This is a genomic window from Pseudomonas sp. ADAK2, from assembly GCF_012935755.1.
Taxonomy (GTDB): domain Bacteria; phylum Pseudomonadota; class Gammaproteobacteria; order Pseudomonadales; family Pseudomonadaceae; genus Aquipseudomonas.
Map to the genome: position 1 here is coordinate 6,423,192 of NZ_CP052862.1, position 16,651 is coordinate 6,439,842.

Consider the following 16,651-nt stretch of genomic DNA (forward strand, 5'->3'; position numbering starts at 1 on the left):
AGTGATCGACACATTCAACCGAACCGGACCACTCATGGAAGCTGCAAGTTATCCCGCCTGGGCACAACAGTTGATCCAGGATTGCAGCGAGAGCAAACGCCGGGTTGTCGAACACGAACTGTATCAGCGCATGCGAGATAACAAACTCAGCGCCAAGACGATGCGTCAGTACCTCATAGGTGGCTGGCCTGTAGTCGAGCAGTTCGCGTTGTATATGGCACAAAACCTCACCAAGACCCGCTTTGCCCGCCACCCCGGCGAAGACATGGCGCGGCGCTGGCTGATGCGTAACATTCGTGTCGAACTTAACCACGCCGATTACTGGGTGCACTGGAGCCGTGCGCACGGTGTCAGCCTGGAAGATCTGCAAGCACAGCAAGTTGCCCCGGAACTGCACGCCTTGAGTCATTGGTGCTGGCACACAAGTTCAGCAGATTCGTTGATCGTGGCCATTGCCGCCACCAACTACGCCATTGAAGGCGCGACCGGGGAGTGGTCGGCGCTGGTCTGTTCCAGCGGGGTCTACGCGGCCGCGTTCCCCGAGGAAGATCGCAAGCGGGCGATGAAGTGGCTGAAGATGCACGCCCAGTACGATGATGCCCACCCGTGGGAAGCGCTGGAAATCATCTGCACCCTGGCAGGCATGAATCCGAGCAAATCCCTGCAAGTGGAACTGCGCCAGGCCGTGTGCAAGAGCTACGACTACATGTTCCTGTTTCTGGAGCGCTGCATGCAGCAGGAACACGCGGAACGGGTGCCGGTAGCGCGTGAACGGATGGCGTTGGCTGAAAGCTAAAAGTCGTCAACCCCTGTAGGAGCTGCCGCAGGCTGCGATCTTTTGAGCTTTGAAGGTCATGAAACTGCCAAAGATCAAAAGATCGCAGCCTGTGGCAGCTCCTACGCGGGCCTGTTCGAGTATTACCCCGCCATTGCCAGGCGATTACGCCCCTCGCGCTTGGCCACGTACAGCGCACTGTCGGCTCTACGCAACAAGCTCTCGGCAGACTCGCCGGGCAGCAAGGTCGAGCACCCAAGGCTGACCGTCAATTCAATCACCTGCCCATCGGCGTGATAATCCTGGGCCTGTGCCGCAAACCGCAAACGTTCGCCAACCATTGCCGCCGCTTCTCGCGTGGTGTTGGACAGCAGGATCAAAAACTCCTCGCCGCCAAACCGGAACACCATGTCCACGTTGCGCAACTGGCCTTTGATCGAGGCGGCAACCGCCTTGAGCACTTCATCGCCGGCGCTGTGCCCGTGGCTGTCATTGACGCGTTTGAAGTGGTCGATATCCAGCATCAGCAACGACAACGGCTGCAGATGCCGCCGCGACATTTCGATTTCCCGCTGCAGGGTCTGGTCCATGGCGACGCGGTTGCCGGTGTCGGTGAGCGGATCGCGCAGGGCACTTTGGGTCGCCGCACGGTAGAGCAGGGCGTTGCGCATCGGATAGAGCAGCGCCGACAGCAGCGACTCCAGGTTGCCCTGTTCCTGTTCGTTGAAGCGCTGATTGCGCCGGAACACCAGTTCGCCCAGATGTTCACCTTCATGGCTCAGGCTATAGCTGACCGAGTGGTGACCGCGCTGACCGAATTCCAGGCGCAAGTCACTGGCCTTGTGCTCGTAGCTCAAGGCATCCAAAGGGACAAGACGCTGAATTTCACGGAAAAAGAGCCCGAGAATGCGTTGCGGCTCAAGACTGGTTTGCAGCTGTTGACCCAGTTGCTGGCGCAATTGCGCCAGACTTACCGGTCGCTCCAGGAGAGGAGGCTGCTGACCAAAGCCCAGGCGTTGCAATTTGGCGCTATCGAAGTCAATTGCGTTGGTCTGGGAAGGTGATTTCATATGGCGTGAGCCCCTAAGCAGTAAGGCTGTCTTACAGGCTGGGTGAGAGCGGCTTTGGGCTGCGCGTCATACTGGTCCATCAGTCCCGTAGGACATCTGGTACGAGTTTAGTCCGCTTTGTCGAAGATAAGTACCTTGCGACTCAGGCGCGGCTGCCAGCTGCTTTCACACTGCGTGTCTGAACAAAATTAGAGCGAAAGTCGTGCCATTCGGTTCATTCGAATAAAAGCCGTTCTAAATCATTGGATTAGAGCGGTTACGGGAAAATGTCGGCGGAATCGGCGGCATTTGTTTGACTGGAAAGGACAGAAGTTGCAGCGGTTGTGGTGTGCCGCGACGGTTAAATGTCGCGGCACAAATGCGACGTGCGGGCGTTATTGCGCGTTGAACGCCTGGCCGTTGATGCCCGTGCTGTCAGGGCCCATCAGGTACAGGTAGACCGGCATGATCTCCTCGGGCGTCGGGTTGTTCAGCGGGTTTTCACCGGGATAGGCCTGGGCGCGCATGCTGGTGCGGGTCGCGCCGGGGTTGATGCTGTTGGAGCGCACCGGGGCCACGGTGTCGACTTCGTCCGCCAAGGTTTGCATCAGCCCTTCGGTGGCAAACTTGGACACGCCATACGCGCCCCAGTACGCCCGGCCCTTGCGCCCGACGCTGCTGGAGGTGAACACCACCGAGGCATCCTGCGACAGCTTCAGCAACGGCAGCAGGGTGCTGGTGAGCATGAACATGGCGTTGACGTTGACGTGCATGACGCGCATGAAGTTTTCGCCGGACAACTGTTCGATCGGTGTACGCGGACCAATGATCGAGGCGTTGTGCAGTAAACCGTCGAGATGCCCGAATTCAGTCTCGATCATCGCTGCCAACTCATCGTATTGATGGGGCAGGGCGGTTTCCAGATTGAACGGGATCACGGCCGGCTGCGGGTGCCCGGCGGCTTCGATTTCGTCGTAGACCTGAGTCAGGTTGGCTTCGGTCTTGCCCAGCAGCAGCACAGTGGCACCGTGGGCGGCGTAGGTCTTCGCGGCAGCGGCGCCGATGCCACGGCCAGCGCCGGTGACCAGGATGACCCGGTCCTTGAGCAATTCAGGGCGGGCGGAATAATCAAACATAAAAAACCTCAACAAATCAGAAAGCGAACCCTGTAGGAGCATGGCTTGCCCACGATGGCGTCTTCAAAACCGTCATCGCCGGCAAGCCTTGCTCCTACGAAAAGCGGCTTAGCAGCTACACAACGCGCTATCCAACACCTTGCGCAACTCCAGCGGATGATCCACCACCACATCCGCGCCCCAATGCCGCGGGTTATCGTCCGGATGGATATAGCCATAAGTCACGGCGGCGGTCTTGGTGCCGGCATCGCGCCCCGACTCGATATCACGCAGGTCATCGCCGACAAACAACACGCTGGCCGGATCGAGGTCGAGCATCTTGCACGCCAGGATCAACGGCTCAGGGTCCGGCTTGCTGTTTTTCACATGGTCCGGGCAGATCAGCAGCGCCGAGCGCTCGGCCAGCCCCAGTTGTTGCATGATCGGTTCGGCAAAGCGCAGCGGCTTGTTGGTGACCACGCCCCAGATCAGGTTGGCTTTCTCGATGTCGGCCAGCAGTTCGCCCATGCCGTCGAAGAGTTTGCTGTGCACCGCGCAACCGACGAGATAACGCTCCAGGAACTCCAGGCGCAGCGCCTCGAAACCCGGTGACTCCGGGTCCATGGAGAAGGTCACCGCGACCATCGCCTTGGCGCCGCCGGAGATCTCGTCGCGAATGTGCTGGTTATTCATCGGCGGCAAGCCGCGATCGGCACGCATCGCCTGGCAGATGGCGATGAAGTCCGGCGCGGTGTCGAGCAAGGTGCCGTCCATGTCGAAAAGGACTGCTCTGATTCGCATCGGCTTACTCCTCGCGCAGGGTCTGGATCATGTAGTTGACGTCGACGTCGGCCGCCAGTTTGTAGTGCTTGGTCAGCGGGTTGTACGTCAGGCCGATGATGTCCTTGACGGTCAGGCCGGCCATGCGGCTCCAGGCCCCCAGCTCGGACGGGCGAATGAATTTCTTGAAGTCGTGGGTGCCGCGCGGCAGCAGCTTCATGATGTATTCGGCGCCGATGATCGCGAACAGGTACGCCTTCGGGTTGCGGTTGATCGTGGAGAAGAACACCTGGCCGCCGGGCTTGACCATCTGGAAGCAGGCGCGGATCACCGAGGATGGGTCCGGCACGTGCTCGAGCATTTCCAGGCAGGTGACCACGTCGAACTGCTCGGGCATCTCTTCGGCCAGGGCTTCAGCGGTGATCTGGCGATACTCGACCGTCACCCCGGATTCCAGCTGATGCAGTTGCGCGACCGCCAGCGGCGCTTCGCCCATGTCGATGCCCATGACGGTGGCGCCGCGCTGGGCCATGGCTTCGCTGAGGATGCCGCCACCGCAACCGACGTCGAGGACCTTCTTGCCGGCCAGGTTGACCCGTTCGTCAATCCAGTTGACCCGCAGCGGGTTGATGTCGTGCAGCGGTTTGAACTCGCTTTCGCGGTCCCACCAGCGATGGGCCAGGGCTTCGAATTTGGCGATTTCGGCGTAGTCGACGTTGCTCATGGTTTAAGTCCTCTAAAACTTGAAAAATCCTGTTGCCCCGGGTTTGCGCCCGGGGGGCTTACGATTCGGTGTGGCCGCTGATGCGCTGGCCCCAGGCCTTGGCCGTGGCGCACAGTTGTGCTTCATCCAGGCGCGTCAGGCGCTTGTCGTCGAGCAGTTGCTTGCCGGCGACCCACAGGTGTTTCACGCAGTCGCGGCCAGTGGCGTAGATCAGTTGTGACACCGGGTCATAGATCGGTTGCTGCGCCAGGCCGGAAAGGTCAAAGGCAACGATGTCCGCCGCCTTGCCGATTTCAAGCGAACCGACTTCTGCTTCGATCCCGAGGGCGCGCGCACCGTTAAGGGTCGCCATGCGCAATGCGCGATGGGCGTCCAGCGCCGTGGCCGAGCCGGCGACCGCCTTGGCCAGCAACGCGGCGGTGCGGGTTTCGCCGAGCAGGTCCAGGTCATTATTGCTGGCCGCGCCGTCGGTGCCGACCGCGACGTTCACCCCGGCCTGCCACAGGCGCTCCACCGGGCAGAAACCACTGGCCAGCTTAAGGTTCGATTCCGGGCAATGAATCACATTGGTGTTGCTTTCTACCAGCAAGGCAAGGTCTTCATCGCTGATCTGGGTCATGTGAACCGCCTGGAAGCGCGGCCCGAGCAAGCCCAGGCGTCCGAGGCGGGCCAGCGGGCGTTCGCCACGCTGTTCCAGCGATTGCTGCACTTCGAACGCGGTTTCGTGGACGTGCATGTGGATTGCAGCGTCCAGCTCTTCGGCAATCACCCGGATCTTCTCCAGGTTTTCGTCGCCCACGGTGTAAGGCGCGTGGGGGCCGAAGGTGATTTTGATCCGCTCGTGATGTTTCAAATCGCCGAACAGTTCGACGCCCTGACGAATGGCTTCGTCCGCCGTGGCTGCACCTGGGATCGGGAAATCGAGAATTGGAATGGCGATTTGTGCGCGAATCCCGCTGTTATGCACGCGTTCGCTGGCAACCTTGGGGAAGAAATACATGTCAGAGAAGCAGGTGATGCCACCTTTTATCTGCTCGGCGATCGCCAGGTCCGTGCCATCGCGCACGAAATCTTCATCGACCCACTTGGCCTCGGCCGGCCAGATGTGGTTTTCCAGCCAGGTCATCAGCGGCAGGTCATCGGCCAGGCCACGGAACAGCGTCATCGCCGCGTGACCATGGGCGTTGATCAGGCCGGGGGCGAGCAAAACATCCGGCAGCTCGCGGATTTCAGTCGCGTTACACTTCAGCGCTTCGGCGCGCGGGCCGATAAACACGATACGACCGTCGCGGATGCCCAGGCCGTGCTCTTTGAGGACCACGCCAGCGGGTTCGACGGGTACCAGCCAGGTCGGCAGCAATAATAAGTCGAGCGCAACGGCAGGTTTCGGCATCGAGGGTCGGTTCCAGTGCTTTTGTAAAGGATGGCGAAGTATACCCGAGCGTCTTCGCGGGGGGCTCGCTATAATCGGCGGCTTTTGTTCATGAGTGCGGGGTGTGGGATGCGCGATCGACTGTTGGCTGCGGAGAAGGTAAAGGCCATCGATTGGCGTGATGGCGCCCTGTACCTGCTGGATCAGCGGATTTTGCCATTCGAGGAAACCTGGATCGCCTACACCAGCGCCGCGGGTGTGGCCGAGGCCATTCGCTCGATGGTGGTGCGCGGCGCTCCGGCGATTGGCATCAGTGCTGCGTATGCCATGGTGCTATCGGCCCGCGCTCGCATTGCCGAGGGCGGCGACTGGCAGGCGGCGTGGGAAGAGGATTACGCGTTGCTGGCCGATTCCCGTCCCACGGCGGTGAACCTGTTCTGGGCCTTGAGTCGCATGCGTGATCGCCTGGATCGTCTCAAGGGCGATGCGGATCCTCTCGCGGCGCTGGAGGCGGAAGCCATGGCCATTCACGAAAGTGATCGCGAAGCTAACCTGACCATGGCGCAACTGGGTGTGGACCTGATCCGCAAGCACCAGGGCAATGCCCAGGCGATCCTCACTCACTGCAACACCGGCGCCCTGGCGACTGGCGGTTTCGGTACGGCGCTGGGGGTGATCCGCGGCGCGTTCATCGAAGGCATGGTTGAACGCGTCTACGCCGATGAAACCCGCCCGTGGCTGCAAGGTTCGCGGCTGACTGCGTGGGAACTGGCCAACGAAGGCATCCCGGTAACGCTCAACGCTGACTCCGCCGCCGCGCACATCATGAAGACCAAAGGCATCACCTGGGTGATCGTCGGCGCCGACCGGATCACCGCCAATGGCGACGTGGCCAACAAGATCGGCACCTATCAACTGGCGGTCAGCGCCATGCACCACGGCGTGCGGTTCATGGTGGTGGCGCCGAGTTCGACCATCGACATGAGCCTGGCCAGTGGCGACGATATTCCCATCGAAGAGCGCGCCGGCAGCGAACTGCTGGACGTTGGCGGCAAGCGGGTGGGGGCGGATGTCGAGGCGTTCAACCCGGTGTTCGACGTGACCCCGGCGGACCTGATCGATGCGATCGTCACCGAGAAGGGCATCGTCGAGCGGCCGGATACGGCGAAAATGGCGCAGTTGATGTGCCGCAAGCGTCTGCATTGACGGTATTTGTTGTCAGTTAAAACGCCTTCGCGGGCAAGCCTCGCTCCTACAGGTTCCCCGTTTCTGTAGGAGCGAGGCTTGCCCGCGATGAACGATGACTCGGTCTCTCCTCCCTGCTGCCCCATATTCCGCTAGCGAATAGAGGGTTGTGCCGGCTCTAAGCCTCTCTCGTCCCCGTTAAGCCTGTCACCGGTCAACTAACTATGCTCCATGCGCATCAGGGGGATAGGTGCGTGGCGGCTCTTGTGATAACATCCGGCGTTTTCCGAGGCAGTCCCACGGGGTTGTCTTTACTGCGCAGATCCATGGCATAACTCGTTGATTTGTCGTAAGTCGGTGCATGGCACTCAGCCGTCATCGGCGAGCTTCGTTCGTCCCGAATGGATGTGACGAAGTTTCACCAGAAAAAGGAATCAGGCTTCTCATGGGCGAACTGGCCAAAGAAATCCTCCCGGTCAATATCGAAGACGAGCTGAAGCAGTCCTACCTCGACTACGCGATGAGCGTAATTGTCGGGCGGGCACTGCCGGATGCGCGCGATGGCTTGAAGCCCGTGCACCGGCGTGTGCTGTTCGCGATGAGCGAGCTGGGCAACGACTTCAACAAGCCGTACAAGAAATCTGCCCGTGTTGTCGGTGACGTGATCGGTAAGTATCACCCTCACGGTGATACCGCGGTGTACGACACCATCGTTCGGATGGCGCAGCCATTCTCCTTGCGCTACCTGCTGGTAGACGGTCAGGGCAACTTCGGTTCGGTGGACGGCGACAACGCCGCCGCCATGCGATACACCGAAGTGCGCATGACCAAGCTGGCGCACGAGCTGCTGGCTGACCTGCATAAAGAAACCGTGGACTGGGTGCCGAACTACGACGGCACCGAAATGATCCCCGCGGTCATGCCGACCCGTATTCCCAACCTGCTGGTCAACGGCTCCAGCGGTATCGCCGTGGGCATGGCGACCAACATCCCGCCGCACAACCTCGGTGAAGTCATCGACGGTTGCCTGGCCCTCATCGACAACCCTGAGTTGACCATCGATGAGCTGATGCAATACATCCCCGGTCCGGACTTCCCGACCGCCGCGATCATCAACGGTCGCGCCGGCATCATCGAAGCCTACCGTACCGGTCGCGGCCGCATTTACATGCGTGCCCGCTCGATGATTGAAGACATCGACAAGGTCGGTGGTCGTCAGCAGATCGTCATCACCGAACTGCCTTACCAGCTGAACAAGGCCCGTCTGATCGAGAAGATCGCCGAGCTGGTAAAAGAGAAAAAGCTGGAAGGCATCACCGAACTGCGCGACGAGTCCGACAAAGACGGTATGCGCGTCGTGATCGAGCTGCGTCGTGGCGAAGTGCCTGAGGTGATCCTCAACAACCTCTACGCCCAGACCCAGCTGCAAGCAGTGTTTGGTATCAACATCGTTGCGCTGATCGACGGCCGTCCGCGGATCCTGAACCTCAAGGACCTGCTGGAAGCCTTCGTCCGTCACCGTCGCGAAGTGGTGACCCGCCGTACCGTGTTCGAGCTGCGTAAAGCCCGCGAACGTGGTCACATCCTGGAAGGTCAAGCGGTTGCCCTGTCGAACATCGACCCGGTCATCGCCCTGATCAAGGCTTCGCCGACGCCATCGGAAGCCAAAGAAGCGCTGATCAAGACCGCGTGGGAATCTTCCGCCGTGGTCGCAATGGTTGAGCGTGCCGGTGCCGATTCCTGCCGTCCAGAGACGCTGGATCCGCAATACGGCCTGCGTGAAGGCAAGTACTTCCTCTCGCCAGAACAGGCGCAAGCCATTCTGGAACTGCGTCTGCACCGTTTGACCGGTCTGGAACACGAGAAGCTGCTGGCCGAGTACCAAGAGATCCTCAACCAGATCGGCGAGCTGATCCGCATCCTCAGCAGCGCCACGCGCCTGATGGAAGTGATCCGCGAAGAACTGGAAGTGATCCGTGCCGAATACGGCGACGTGCGCCGCACCGAAATTCTCGATGCCCGTCTCGACCTGACCCTGGGTGACATGATCCCGGAAGAAGAGCGCGTCGTGACCATTTCCCACGGTGGCTACGCCAAGACCCAGCCATTGGCTGCGTACCAGGCCCAGCGTCGTGGCGGTAAAGGCAAATCGGCCACCGGCGTCAAGGATGAGGACTACATCGCTCACCTGCTGGTCGCCAACAGCCACACCACGCTGCTGCTGTTCTCCAGCAAAGGCAAGGTGTACTGGCTGAAAACCTACGAAATCCCGGAAGCCTCCCGCGCTGCCCGTGGTCGTCCGTTGGTCAACCTGCTGCCGCTGGACAGTGATGAATACATCACCACCATGCTGCCGGTCGATGAATACACCGAAGGTCACTTCATCTTCATGGCCACTGCCAAAGGCACCGTGAAGAAGACCCCGCTGGAATCCTTCAGCCGTCAGCGCAGCGTAGGCCTGATCGCGCTGGAGCTGGACGAAGGCGACGTGCTGATTTCTGCTTCCATTACTGATGGCAGCCGCGAAGTCATGCTGTTCTCCGACGGCGGCAAGGTGACTCGCTTCAAGGAAACGGACGTTCGCGCCATGGGCCGTACGGCTCGCGGTGTTCGCGGCATGCGTCTGCCGGAAGGCCAGAAGCTGATTTCCATGCTGATCCCGGAAGAAGGCAGCCAGATCCTGACCGCTTCGGCCCGTGGTTATGGCAAGCGCACGGCGATCACCGAGTTCCCTGAGTACAAGCGTGGCGGTCAGGGCGTTATCGCCATGGTCAGCAACGACCGTAACGGCCGACTGGTCGGTGCCGTCCAGGTGCTCGACGGCGAGGAAATCATGCTGATTTCCGACCAGGGCACCCTGGTTCGTACGCGTGTCGACGAAGTCTCCAGCCTGGGTCGCAACACCCAGGGCGTGACCTTGATCAAACTGGCCAGCGATGAAAAGCTGGTCGGTCTGGAACGGGTTCAGGAGCCATCGGAAGTCGAAGGCGCAGAGCTGGAAGGTGAAGAGGGCGAAGAAGGTGCAGTGTTCGACGGTGAAGTCGTGATCGACGACATTGCCGAAGACCAGCAACTCGACGCCGCAGCCGACGAAGAGCCGCAGGAATAAGCGGACAAGCAGGGGGCGGATGAGAATTCGCCCCCTTCTTGTTTCTCCTGTTTGAATATGAAATGTAGGAATGTAGGAACCGTAGGAGCTGTCGAGTGAAACGAGGCTGCGATCTTTTGATCTTGCTTTGTAGGATCCAGGAAAAGATCGCAGCCTCGTTTCACTCGACAGCTCCTACAGGATTTCGGGATTTCAGGATTTCGAATTTTCAGATTTATTGCGTGATACCACCAAATCAGAGCGAGATTGGATGTGAGCAAGAGAGCCTATAACTTCTGTGCCGGTCCTGCGGCGCTGCCTGAAGCTGTCCTGAAGCGCGCTCAGGGTGAACTCCTCGATTGGCACGGCAAGGGCCTGTCGGTCATGGAAATGAGCCATCGCAGCGATGAGTTCGTGTCCATCGCGACCAAGGCCGAGCAGGATCTGCGTGATCTGCTGAATATCCCTTCGAACTATAAAGTGCTGTTCCTGCAAGGCGGCGCCAGCCAGCAATTTGCCCAGATCCCGCTGAACCTGTTGCCTGAAGGCGGCTCGGCCGACTATATCGACACTGGTATCTGGTCGCAGAAAGCCATCGAAGAAGCTTCGCGTTACGGTCACGTCAACGTTGCCGCTACCGCCAAGCCTTACGACTATTTCGCCATTCCCGGCCAGAACGAGTGGAGCCTGTCGAAAGACGCGGCCTACGTTCACTACGCGCCGAACGAAACCATCGGCGGCCTGGAATTCAACTGGATCCCGGAAACCGGCGACGTTCCGCTGGTGGCCGACATGTCTTCGGACATCCTCTCGCGTCCGGTGGATATCTCGCGTTTCGGCATGATCTACGCCGGCGCCCAGAAAAACATCGGCCCGAGCGGCATCCTGGTGAACATCATCCGCGAAGACCTGCTCGGTCACGCCCGCTCCCTGTGCCCGACCATGCTCAATTACAAGGTCGCAGCCGATAACGGCTCGATGTACAACACGCCGCCGACCCTGGCCTGGTACTTGTCGGGCCTGGTATTCGAGTGGCTGAAAGAGCAGGGTGGGGTTGAAGCCATCGGCAAGCTCAATGAAGTCAAACAGCGCACACTGTACGATTTCATCGACGCCAGCGGCCTGTACAGCAACCCGATCAACAAGTCGGACCGCTCGTGGATGAACGTGCCGTTCCGTCTGGCCGACGATCGCCTGGACAAGCCATTCCTGGCCGGTGCCGACGAACGTGGCCTGCTGAACCTCAAGGGTCACCGTTCCGTGGGCGGCATGCGCGCCTCCATCTATAACGCCGTCGATATCGTTGCGGTCAACGCACTGATTTCGTACATGGCAGAGTTCGAGAAGGAACACGGCTAATGTCTGAGCAAGAACTCAAGGCACTGCGCGTTCGCATTGATGCCCTGGACACCAAAGTCCTGGAGCTGATCAGCGAGCGTGCACGCTGCGCCCAGGAAGTTGCGCGAGTAAAGATGGCCTCGCTGGCCGAAGGCGAAGTGCCGGTGTTCTATCGTCCTGAGCGTGAAGCTCAGGTGCTCAAGCGCGTGATGGAACGCAACCAGGGGCCGCTGGGCAACGAAGAGATGGCGCGGCTGTTTCGCGAAATCATGTCCTCGTGCCTGGCCCTCGAGCAGCCGCTGAAAGTGGCTTACCTCGGCCCTGAAGGTACCTTCACCCAGGCCGCAGCCATGAAGCATTTCGGCCACGCTGTAATCAGCAAGCCGATGGCGGCGATCGACGAAGTGTTCCGTGAAGTGGCGGCCGGTGCGGTAAATTTTGGCGTGGTCCCGGTGGAAAACTCCACCGAAGGCGCGGTCAACCACACCCTCGACAGCTTCCTCGAACACGACATGGTGATCTGTGGCGAAGTCGAGTTGCGGATCCACCATCATCTGTTGGTTGGTGAAAACACCAAGACCGACAGCATCAGTCGCATCTATTCCCACGCTCAGTCCCTGGCCCAGTGCCGCAAGTGGCTGGACGCCCATTACCCGAATGTCGAGCGCGTGGCGGTGTCCAGCAACGCCGAAGCGGCCAAGCGGGTCAAGGGTGAGTGGAACTCGGCGGCGATTGCCGGCGACATGGCGGCAGGCTTGTACGGGCTGACCCGTCTGGCCGAGAAAATCGAGGATCGCCCGGACAACTCCACGCGCTTCCTGATGATCGGCAGCCAGGAAGTGCCGCCGACCGGCGACGACAAGACTTCGATCATCGTTTCCATGAGCAACAAACCCGGCGCGTTGCACGAGTTGCTGGTGCCGTTCCACGACAACGGCATCGATCTGACACGGATCGAGACCCGTCCGTCGCGCAGCGGTAAATGGACCTACGTGTTCTTCATCGACTTCGTCGGCCACCACCGCGATCCATTGATCAAAGGTGTACTGGAAAAGATCAGTCAGGAAGCAGTAGCACTCAAAGTGCTGGGTTCCTACCCGAAAGCCGTTCTATAAGGGGTAGCAAATGAGTGGTGACTTCCTCGCTCTGGCACAGCCGGGCGTGCAACAACTTTCGCCGTACGTTCCGGGCAAGCCTGTGGACGAACTGGCGCGCGAGCTGGACATCGATCCGGCCAAAATCGTCAAACTGGCCAGCAATGAAAACCCGCTGGGTGCCAGTCCGAAGGCCTTGGCCGCGATTCGCGAAGAATTGGCCGAGCTGACCCGCTATCCCGACGGCAACGGCTTTGCGCTCAAGACCCTGCTGGCCGAGCAGTGCCGCGTCGAACTCAATCAGGTGACGCTGGGCAACGGCTCCAACGACATTCTGGAACTGGTCGCGCGTGCCTATCTGGCGCCGGGCCTGAATGCGGTGTTCAGCGAGCACGCGTTTGCGGTCTATCCGATCGTCACGCAAGCCGTTGGCGCACAGGCCAAAGTGATTCCTGCCAAAGACTGGGGCCACGATCTGCCGGCCATGCTGGCCGCGATTGATGCCGACACCCGCGTGGTGTTCATCGCCAACCCGAACAACCCGACCGGGACCTGGTTCGGCGCCGAAGCGCTGGACGAATTCCTTCAGGACGTCCCGGCCCATGTGCTGGTGGTGCTGGACGAGGCCTACATCGAATACGCCGAAGGCAGCGATTTGCCGGATGGCCTGGACTTCCTCGCGGCGTATCCGAACCTGCTGGTATCGCGCACCTTCTCCAAGGCCTATGGCCTGGCGGCGCTGCGGGTCGGTTATGGTTTATCGACCGCGGTGGTGGCCGATGTGCTGAACCGTGTGCGCCAGCCGTTCAACGTCAACAGCCTGGCCCTGGCCGCTGCGTGCGCTGCGCTGCAGGACGCCGAATACCTGGCGGAAAGCCGTCGCCTGAACGAAGCCGGCATGCTGCAACTGCAAGCAGGTTTCCGTGAGCTGGGGCTGAGCTGGATTCCGTCGAAAGGCAACTTCATCTGCGTCGACCTGGGGCAGGTCGCTGCGCCGGTCTTCCAGGGCTTGCTGCGCGAAGGCGTGATCGTGCGTCCGGTGGCCAATTACGGCATGCCCAACCACTTGCGTATCACCATCGGTCTGCCGGCTGAGAACAGCCGCTTCCTTGAGGCGCTGACCAAGGTTCTGGCTTGTGGTTGATGTCACTGCACTGCAATCTGCTGAACCTATGATCGGGCGCCTGGTGGTGGTCGGTCTGGGGTTGATCGGTGGTTCGTTTGCCAAGGGGTTGCGCGAAAGCGGCTTGTGCCGCGAAGTGGTCGGGGTCGACCTCGATCCGCAGTCGCGCAAACTGGCGGTTGAGCTGGGCGTGGTGGATCGTTGCGAAGAAGACCTGGCGGTTGCTTGTCAGGGCGCCGACGTGATTCAACTGGCCGTGCCGATTCTCGCCATGGAAAAAATGCTCGGCCAGTTGGCGGGCATGGACCTGGGGCAAGCGATCCTGACCGACGTCGGCAGTGCCAAAGGCAATGTGGTGCGTGCGGCCACTGTAGCGTTCGGCGGCATGCCGGCGCGTTTCGTGCCGGGGCATCCGATTGCCGGTTCCGAGCAGAGTGGGGTGGAAGCCTCCAATGCCGAGTTGTTCCGGCGCCATAAAGTGATTTTGACGCCGCTGGATCAAACCGATCCGGCAGCCCTGGCCGTGGTCGACCGTTTGTGGCGCGAATTGGGCGCCGATGTCGAGCACATGCAGGTCGAGCGCCACGACGAAGTGTTGGCGGCGACCAGCCATTTGCCGCACCTGTTGGCGTTCGGTTTGGTCGATTCACTGGCCAAGCGCAATGAAAATCTTGAGATCTTCCGTTACGCTGCGGGCGGTTTCCGCGATTTCACAAGAATCGCCGGAAGCGACCCGGTCATGTGGCACGACATCTTCCTCGCCAATCGCGAAGCTGTCCTGCGCACACTCGATACATTTCGCAGCGACCTCGACGCCTTGCGCGACGCGGTCGATGCAGGGGATGGGCATCAATTGCTGGGCGTGTTCACGCGCGCCCGGGTTGCCCGCGAACATTTCAGTAAAATCCTGGCCCGCCGGGCTTATGTGGACGCTATGAACTCCAACGACCTGATTTTCCTGGGACAACCTGGTGGCCGCCTGACTGGGCGGATTCGTGTACCGGGCGACAAGTCCATTTCCCACCGTTCGATCATGCTCGGCTCCCTGGCCGAAGGCACCACCGAAGTGGAAGGTTTCCTTGAGGGCGAAGATGCCCTGGCGACCTTGCAAGCCTTCCGCGACATGGGTGTCGTGATCGAAGGTCCGCACCACGGTCGTGTGACCATTCACGGCGTCGGCCTGCATGGCCTGAAGCCTGCGCCAGGTCCGATCTATCTGGGCAACTCTGGCACGTCGATGCGTCTGCTGTCCGGCCTGTTGGCCGCGCAGAGCTTCGACAGCACCCTGACCGGTGATGCCTCGCTGTCCAAGCGTCCGATGAATCGCGTGGCCAATCCGCTGCGTGAAATGGGTGCCGTGATCGAGACCGCTGAAGAAGGTCGTCCACCGATGACCATTCGTGGCGGCAACAAGCTTAAAGGCCTGACCTACACCATGCCGATGGCCAGCGCCCAGGTTAAATCCTGCCTGCTGCTGGCCGGTCTGTACGCTGAAGGCAAGACCACCGTCACCGAGCCGGCACCGACCCGCGACCACACTGAGCGCATGCTGCGTGGCTTCGGCTATCCGGTTACGGTCAACGGCGCTACCGCGTCGGTCGAGTCCGGCCACAAACTGACTGCGACCCAAATCGAAGTGCCGGGCGACATCTCTTCGTCGGCGTTCTTCCTGGTGGCCGCGTCGATCGCCGAAGGTTCGGAGCTGGTGCTGGAACACGTCGGCATCAACCCGACCCGTACCGGCGTGATCGACATCCTGCGTTTGATGGGGGCGGACATCACCCTGGAAAACCAGCGTGAAGTCGGCGGCGAACCTGTGGCTGACTTGCGCGTGCGAGCAGCTAAACTCAAGGGTATCGAGATCCCTGAGGCGCTGGTGCCGCTGGCCATCGACGAGTTCCCGGTGCTGTTCGTGGCCGCGGCCTGCGCCGAAGGGCGCACCATCTTGCGCGGCGCCGAAGAGTTGCGAGTCAAGGAGTCGGACCGGATCCAGGTCATGGCTGATGGCTTGCTGGCGTTGGGCGTCAAGTGCGAGCCGACCCCGGACGGCATCATCATCGACGGCGGCCTGATCGGCGGCGGCGAAGTGCACGGTCACGGCGATCACCGGATCGCGATGGCTTTCAGCGTGGCTTCGTTGCGCGCCACCGCACCGATCCGCATTCATGACTGCGCCAACGTCGCGACTTCGTTCCCGAATTTCCTCGCGCTGTGCGCGCAGGTCGGTATCCGTGTTGCACAAGAGGCTCAGTCGTGATCATCAAGCCACCGGTCATCACCATCGACGGCCCTAGCGGTTCGGGCAAAGGCACGATTGCCGGGATTCTGGCCAAGCGTCTGGGCTGGTGCCTGCTGGATTCCGGCGCGCTGTATCGTTTGCTGGCATTCGCGGCGCGTAATCATGGCGTCGATCTGACCAATGAAGAGTCGTTGAAGCTGTTGGCCGCTCATCTGGACGTGCAGTTCGTCGGCGCGACGGAAGGGCATCCGCAGCGAATCATTCTTGAAGGTGACGATGTCACCGACGATCTGCGCAACGAGCAGGTCGGCGCCTGGGCCTCCCAGGTCGCCGCGCTGCCGGCGGTGCGCGATGCGTTGCTGCAGCGCCAGCGGGCGTTCCAGGAGCCACCTGGCCTGGTAGCCGATGGTCGCGACATGGGTACTGTGGTTTTCCCGGACGCGCCGCTGAAGATATTCCTGACTGCCAGTGCCGAGGAGCGTGCGCGCCGTCGATACTTGCAGTTGAAGGGCAAAGTCGATGGTGTTAGTCTGTCGAGTCTGCTAGATGAGATACGTGTCCGCGATGAGCGTGACACCCAGCGAGCGGTAGCCCCGCTCAAACCGGCGGCTGACGCCATACAGCTGGATTCCACGGAATTATCCATCGATCAGGTGCTGGAACGCATCATGAGTGAAATCGCCATTCGCGATATCGCCGGGTGACCAAGAAGCTTTGCAGGGGACCAGTCATAGTCTTGCGATGCTTCTTCTAATGAACGTAACCCACG

General features: G+C 60.7%; 13 protein-coding genes. 8 read left to right on the forward strand and 5 right to left on the reverse strand.

The genetic code is table 11. The annotated features are described in order from the left end of the window. The first annotated feature begins 34 nt into the window (after positions 1-34). A complete protein-coding gene (locus HKK52_RS29540; protein WP_429515700.1) occupies positions 35-796 on the forward strand; it encodes a TenA family transcriptional regulator in 762 nt (253 codons plus the stop codon). Positions 797-918: 122 nt separating this feature from the next. On the opposite strand, the gene HKK52_RS29545 is transcribed toward HKK52_RS29540, so the two are convergent. The 5 genes from HKK52_RS29545 to HKK52_RS29565 form a co-directional block, all read right to left on the reverse strand. After that, a complete protein-coding gene (locus tag HKK52_RS29545) occupies positions 919-1,845 on the reverse strand; it encodes a GGDEF domain-containing protein (RefSeq protein WP_169373677.1) in 927 nt (308 codons plus the stop codon). Positions 1,846-2,219: 374 nt separating this feature from the next. Continuing rightward, complete coding sequence (locus tag HKK52_RS29550) at positions 2,220-2,960, reverse strand: YciK family oxidoreductase (protein ID WP_007899713.1); 741 nt, start codon at positions 2,958-2,960, stop codon at positions 2,220-2,222. Positions 2,961-3,068: 108 nt separating this feature from the next. Then, positions 3,069-3,740 carry an N-acetylmuramic acid 6-phosphate phosphatase MupP gene (gene mupP, locus HKK52_RS29555; RefSeq protein WP_169373678.1) on the reverse strand — a complete coding sequence of 224 codons (672 nt, stop codon included), beginning with the start codon at positions 3,738-3,740 and terminating at the stop codon, positions 3,069-3,071. Positions 3,741-3,744: 4 nt separating this feature from the next. Continuing rightward, complete coding sequence (ubiG, locus tag HKK52_RS29560) at positions 3,745-4,443, reverse strand: bifunctional 2-polyprenyl-6-hydroxyphenol methylase/3-demethylubiquinol 3-O-methyltransferase UbiG (protein WP_123406836.1); 699 nt, start codon at positions 4,441-4,443, stop codon at positions 3,745-3,747. Between the two features lie 58 nt (positions 4,444-4,501). Further along, positions 4,502-5,836, reverse strand: coding sequence for a TRZ/ATZ family hydrolase (locus HKK52_RS29565; protein WP_169373679.1), 1,335 nt, complete (start codon positions 5,834-5,836; stop codon positions 4,502-4,504). A 108-nt stretch (positions 5,837-5,944) separates the two neighbouring features. On the opposite strand from HKK52_RS29565, the gene mtnA reads away from it, so the two are divergent. The 7 genes from mtnA (at position 5,945) to cmk (ending at position 16,586) form a co-directional block, all read left to right on the forward strand. Beyond that, positions 5,945-7,021 carry an S-methyl-5-thioribose-1-phosphate isomerase gene (mtnA, locus tag HKK52_RS29570; RefSeq protein WP_169373680.1) on the forward strand — a complete coding sequence of 359 codons (1,077 nt, stop codon included), beginning with the start codon at positions 5,945-5,947 and terminating at the stop codon, positions 7,019-7,021. 424 nt (positions 7,022-7,445) lie between these two features. After that, complete coding sequence (gene gyrA / locus HKK52_RS29575; protein WP_169373681.1) at positions 7,446-10,109, forward strand: DNA gyrase subunit A; 2,664 nt, start codon at positions 7,446-7,448, stop codon at positions 10,107-10,109. Between the two features lie 252 nt (positions 10,110-10,361). Beyond that, the gene (gene serC, locus HKK52_RS29580) at positions 10,362-11,447 is read left to right on the forward strand and encodes a 3-phosphoserine/phosphohydroxythreonine transaminase (protein ID WP_169373682.1); all 1,086 of its coding nucleotides are present in this window, start codon (positions 10,362-10,364) and stop codon (positions 11,445-11,447) included. After that, positions 11,447-12,541 (forward strand): prephenate dehydratase, encoded by a 1,095-nt coding sequence (pheA, locus tag HKK52_RS29585; protein WP_028620536.1) that lies wholly within the window; start codon positions 11,447-11,449, stop codon positions 12,539-12,541. The genes serC and pheA overlap by 1 nt, the downstream gene beginning before the upstream one ends. 10 nt (positions 12,542-12,551) lie before the next feature. Then, positions 12,552-13,664, forward strand: a complete 1,113-nt coding sequence (gene hisC / locus HKK52_RS29590; protein WP_169373683.1) for a histidinol-phosphate transaminase — start codon at positions 12,552-12,554, stop codon at positions 13,662-13,664. A gap of 28 nt (positions 13,665-13,692) precedes the next feature. Continuing rightward, on the forward strand, positions 13,693-15,900 hold the full coding sequence (locus HKK52_RS29595; protein WP_237150814.1) for a bifunctional prephenate dehydrogenase/3-phosphoshikimate 1-carboxyvinyltransferase: 2,208 nt from the start codon (positions 13,693-13,695) through the stop codon (positions 15,898-15,900). Beyond that, the gene (cmk, locus tag HKK52_RS29600; RefSeq protein WP_054051914.1) at positions 15,897-16,586 is read left to right on the forward strand and encodes a (d)CMP kinase; all 690 of its coding nucleotides are present in this window, start codon (positions 15,897-15,899) and stop codon (positions 16,584-16,586) included. The genes HKK52_RS29595 and cmk overlap by 4 nt, the downstream gene beginning before the upstream one ends. The last annotated feature ends 65 nt before the right edge of the window (positions 16,587-16,651 follow it).